The organism is Streptomyces sp. NPDC059477 (genome assembly GCF_042749375.1).
Taxonomy (GTDB): Bacteria; Actinomycetota; Actinomycetes; order Streptomycetales; family Streptomycetaceae; genus Streptomyces.
The window spans coordinates 1-5,247 of record NZ_JBHYUG010000177.1 but is presented as its reverse complement, the minus strand read 5'-3'; the positions used below and the strand labels follow the sequence as shown (position 1 = coordinate 5,247).

Below are 5,247 nucleotides of genomic sequence, written 5' to 3'. Positions count from 1 at the left end.
GGCCATGGGTGCCGCCCTACGCTTGACCCATGTCCTTCACCTACAAGGATGTCGGCGCCACCCGCGACCCCGGCTTCTGCCCGCCCGGCTTCCACCGGCTGCATGTCCGTACCCGCATCGGCGAGGGGCACACCGTGTTCCGGCGGGCCGCCGACGCGGTCGGGGGGTGGGAGCTGCACCGCGCGATGGGCGTCGGCATCGACGCCGGTGCCGAGCGGGCCGCGCCGGACGTCGATGTCACCGTCACCCTCGCCGGTCTGATAAAGGCGCCGTGCCGGGTGGTGTGGACGGTCGAGGAGTACCGCCGCTCGGGCTGGGCCTACGGCACGCTCGCCGGGCACCCGGAGTGCGGCGAGGAGGCGTTCGTGGTGGAGCGCACGGGGGACGGCACGGTCTGGCTGACCGTCAGCGCGTTCAGCCGTCCGGCCAAGTGGTACGCGAAGGCGGGCGGCGCCGCGACGCGTGGGCTTCAGCACGCGTATGCCCGCCGGGCGGGGGTGGCTCTGCGCCGGCTGTGCGCGCACCTGGACCCGGGGTGACGCCGACCGGTCGCGCAGTCCCCCGCATCCCCCTCCAGGGGCGCGGGGAACCGCGCGCACGAGCCCGCTCGGCCGCGGATCACCACGGCACAGGGGCCCGCCCCTACCGCAACAGAACCCCCGCCTCCTCCCCCACCCCGTCGGACGCCACCGCCAGCAACCCCAGCTCCGCGGTCGACGCCAGCAGGCGGTGGGCCGGGAGGATGCGGACCGTGTAGCCGAAGGGACCCGTGCGGTCGAGGGCGAGGGGACCCTCGTAGGACCAGCGGCCCTCGGTGTCGGGGCCGGCGACCGGCTTCAGCGGGGCGGTCGACGCGTCGGCGATGCGATCCCCGGAGTCGACCCGGCCGGACACCGCCTGCACCTCCACGTCCTCGGGGGCGAGGTCGCCCAGCGCCACCCGGACCCGCAGCGAGACCGTCGTGCCGAGTTCGGCGGTCTCGATGGCCGCCGAGGTCTCCACATGGTCGACGGTCACCGCCGGCCAGGCGCCCCGCACCCGCGTCTTCCACCGGGCGAGTTCACGCGCGGCGTCCGCCTCCAGCGAGCGGTGGGCGCGGGCGGCCGGGGCGTACAGACGCTCCACGTACTCCCGGACCATCCGCCCGGCCAGCACCTTCGGGCCGAGCTGGGTCAGGGTGCGGCGGACCATCTCGATCCACCGGTCGGGCAGCCCCTGCTGCCCCCGCTCGTAGAAGCGGGGCGTGATCCGCTGCTCCAGCAGGTCGTACAGCGCCGCCGCCTCGATGTCGTCACGCCGGTCGATGTCCATGGCCGCCCCGTCGGCGGTCGGGATGGCCCAGCCGAAGTGGGGGTCGAACCATTCGTCCCACCAGCCGTCCAGCACCGACAGATTGAGACAGCCGTTGAGCGCCGCCTTCATCCCGGAGGTGCCGCACGCCTCCAGCGGGCGCAGCGGGTTGTTCAGCCAGATGTCACAGCCCGGGTAGAGCTTCTGCGCCATCGCCATGCCGTAGTCGGGCAGGAACACGATCCGGTGGCGGACGCGCGCGTCGTCCGCGAACCGGACCAGCTCCTGGATCAGCCGCTTGCCGCCGTCGTCCGCCGGATGCGCCTTGCCCGCCACCACGATCTGCACCGGCCGCTCCGGGTGCAGCAACAGCTCGGTCAGCCGCTCCCGGTCCCGCAGCATCAGCGTCAGCCGCTTGTACGAGGGGACGCGCCGCGCGAATCCGATGGTCAGCACGGACGGGTCGAGCACCGAGTCGATCCAGCCCAGCTCGGCCGTGCCCGCCCCGCGCTGCCGCCAGGACGCCCGCAGCCGCTCCCGTACCTCCTCCACCAGATGCCCGCGCAGCGTCCGGCGCAGCTCCCACAGCTCCGGGTCGGGCAGTCCCGCGGCGGCGTCCCAGCGCTCGTCGCCGCCAGGGCCCTCCCCCGCCGACCGGTCCTGGAGGCGCAGCACCTCGGGGGCGACCCAGGTCGGCGCGTGCACCCCGTTGGTCACGGACGTGATCGGCACCTCCTCGGCGTCGAATCCCGGCCACAGCCCCGCGAACATGCCCCGGCTGACCTGCCCGTGCAGCAGCGACACCCCGTTGGCCCGCTGGGCGAGCCGCAGGCCCATCGCCGCCATGTTGAAGAGATGGGGTTCGCCACCCGGGTAGTTCTCCCGGCCGAGCCGCAGAATCCGTTCCACCTCGATACGGGGCAGCTCGGCGGCGGGCCCGAAGTGCCGGCCGATCAGCTCCCGGTCGAAGCGGTCGATGCCGGCCGGGACGGGGGTGTGGGTCGTGAACACGGTCCCGGCGCGGACCGTCTCCAGCGCCGCGTCGAAGTCGAGCCCGGTCTCGCACAGCTCGTTGATCCGCTCCAGGCCGAGGAACCCGGCGTGTCCCTCGTTGGTGTGGAACACCTCCGGTTCGGCATGGCCGGTCAGCCGGCAGTACGTACGGACCGCCCGGACCCCTCCTATGCCCAGCAGCATCTCCTGGAGGAGCCGGTGTTCGCTGCCGCCGCCGTACAGCCGGTCGGTCACCCCGCGTTCGCCGAGGTCGTTCTCCTCGACGTCGGAGTCCAGCAGCAGCAGCGGGATCCGGCCGACCTGCGCCAGCCAGATCCGGGCGCGCAGAAAGCGGGCGCCGGGCAGCGCGAGCAGGACCTGAGCGGGCGTGCCGTCGGGCTCGCTCAGCTGGACCAGCGGCAGTTCGTGCGGGTCGAGCACCGGATAGTGCTCCTGCTGCCAGCCGTCCCGGGACAGACTCTGGCGGAAGTAGCCGTGCCGGTAGAGCAGCCCGACCCCGATCAGCGGTACGCCGAGGTCGCTGGCCGCCTTGAGATGGTCCCCGGCGAGGATGCCGAGGCCGCCCGAGTACTGCGGCAGCGCGGCCGTGATGCCGAACTCGGGTGAGAAGTAGGCGACGGCGGCGGGCAGGTCCGCCGACTGGGCCTGGTACCAGCGGTCACCGCCGACGTACCCGCGCAGGTCGTCGGCGACGCTGCCGAGCCGGTCGAGGAACCCCTGGTCGGCGGCCAGCTCCGCGAGCCGGGCGGGCGGCACACTGCCGAGCAGCCTTATCGGATCGCCGTCCGAGGACGCCCAGCGCCCCGGGTCGACGGACTGGAACAGCTCCCGGGTCTCGGGGTGCCAGGACCAGCGCAGATTTCGCGCCAGGTCACTGAGCGGCTGGAGAGGTTCGGGGAGAACGGGTCGGACAGTGAATCGACGGATCGCCTTCACATTCCACCTCGGCGCTTCGCTGGATGACTCCGGTCAATTGGGTTGGCGTCGGTTGAAAAGGTACCGGCGTTGCAGTTGACCTTGCCGGGGACTCCGCCCCCGGACCCCGTAATTCGGCCTGAACGGCTGCGTCCGCGCACACCGGACGGGCTCCGGTTCACCCACACGGGCAGCGGGACCGCCCGAACGTCGCCACAACCTCTCACCTGCCTCTCTGGCCGGTATGGCCGATTCCGGGCACCTAGGCCACCTTGTGGCGCTTCGGCACGCACGAGAGGCTGCCCAGGTAGTCGCGGAGGGGAACCAGGGGAACCACGACCAGCCGAGGAGGGGCACCACGGACCACGACGAGGGCACGGACGCGGGCCGGGCGGCTGCGCCTGCCGGACGACTTCCTCCGGTACGTCGATGGCGGCACCGCGCGCGACCGGGGCGGCGGCGCCGTAGCTGCCCGTTCGGTCCATTCGGTCCATTCGGTCCATTCGGTCCATTCAGACCGTTCAGTCCGCTCAGGCCGTTCAGTCCGTTCAGTTCATTCAGTCCGTTCACCGGAAGGCCGCGCCCTGTTCGGTCACGAGTGCCTTGGTTGCCGGGGCGGTTTCGGGCAAGGTGTCCGGGAGGGGCCCGGCTCGCCGGACACGTTGTCGCGGGTGACCCATCCGTGACGGCGGCCCACCCGGGACAGCGGCCCACCAGTGAGGGCGACCACCCCATGACGGCGACCCGTCATCACCGGCCCCCGCCCCGCGTGAACAGGGCCGATCGCGTGCGCGGGCGTACGCGTGAGTAGTTAACAGAGTGCCGGATTGCCCACCCGTCCCCGGTGGGAAGCCTCCTGCGGGAACGCCCCGCAGGCACCTTGTGCCGACCTCTCCCCCTCCATCCCTCCCCAGCCATTTCCATCCATTTCCATCCATCGGCCCACCCTCGTTGACGCGGACAGGAGCGGTGATGCCCCGCACGCACCACACGTCGCCCCCTTCGACGCCCAGCCCCCAGCCCAGCCCTCAACCCAGCACCCAGACCGGCCCCCGGACCAACGCCCCGCCCACCCCACCCACCACCCTCGGCCGCATCCCCATCCTCGACATCCGCCCCTGCGTCCAGCAGGGCCGGCGCCCCGCGAAGGCCGTCACCGGCGAGTCGTTCGAGGTCTCGGCGACCGTCTTCCGCGAGGGCCATGACGCCGTCGCCGCCAATGTGGTCCTGCGTGACCCCGACGGCCGCCCCGGCCCCTGGACGCCGATGCGGGAACTGGCCCCGGGCACCGACCGCTGGGGCGCCACCGTCGCCGCCGGACTCCCCGGCCGCTGGACGTACACCGTCGAGGCGTGGAGCGACCCCCTCGCCACCTGGCGCCGGCACGCACGGATCAAGATCCCGGCGGGCATCGACACCGACCTGGTCCTGGAGGAGGGCGCCCACCTGTACGAACAGGCCGCAGCCGCCGTCCCGCGAGGCCCGGCCCGCACCGCCGTACGGGACGCCGCCGCGTCCCTGCGCGACGAGTCCCGGCCCGCCTCGGCCCGGCTGGCCAGGGCGCTGACTCCGAAGGTGGAGGCGGTGCTCGCCCGGTATCCGCTGCGGGAGTTGGTGACCGCGTCGGAGCCGTTGCCGCTGCTGGTCGAGCGGGAGCGGGCGCTGTTCGGGTCCTGGTACGAGTTCTTCCCGCGCTCGGAAGGGACGGCCGACGAACCGCACGGCACGTTCCGCACGGCCGCGCGCAGGCTGCCCGCCATCGCGGCGATGGGCTTCGACGTCGTATACCTTCCGCCGATCCACCCCATCGGCACCACCTTCCGCAAGGGTCCCAACAACACCCTGTCGCCGGGGCCGGAGGATGTCGGGGTGCCGTGGGCGATCGGGTCGCCGGAGGGCGGGCACGACGCCGTGCATCCGAGGCTGGGCACGCTGGAGGACTTCGCCCGGTTCGTGGACACGGCCAGGGGACTGGGCCTGGAAGTCGCCCTGGACTTCGCGTTGCAGTGCTCGCCGGACCACCCCTGG

General features: G+C 72.8%; 3 protein-coding genes. 2 read left to right on the top strand and 1 reads right to left on the bottom strand.

Annotated elements, in window-relative coordinates:
* The first annotated feature begins 29 nt into the window (after positions 1-29).
* Complete coding sequence (locus ACFXAZ_RS39295) at positions 30-539, top strand: DUF1990 domain-containing protein (protein WP_384601809.1); 510 nt, start codon at positions 30-32, stop codon at positions 537-539.
* Between the two features lie 103 nt (positions 540-642).
* Here ACFXAZ_RS39295 and ACFXAZ_RS39290 read toward each other — a convergent pair whose 3' ends face one another.
* Positions 643-3,240 (bottom strand): glycosyltransferase family 1 protein, encoded by a 2,598-nt coding sequence (locus ACFXAZ_RS39290; RefSeq protein WP_384601805.1) that lies wholly within the window; start codon positions 3,238-3,240, stop codon positions 643-645.
* Between the two features lie 951 nt (positions 3,241-4,191).
* On the opposite strand from ACFXAZ_RS39290, the gene ACFXAZ_RS39285 reads away from it, so the two are divergent.
* Positions 4,192-5,247 (top strand): maltotransferase domain-containing protein (locus ACFXAZ_RS39285; protein WP_384601802.1); only part of this gene is annotated, 1,056 nt, incomplete at its 3' end.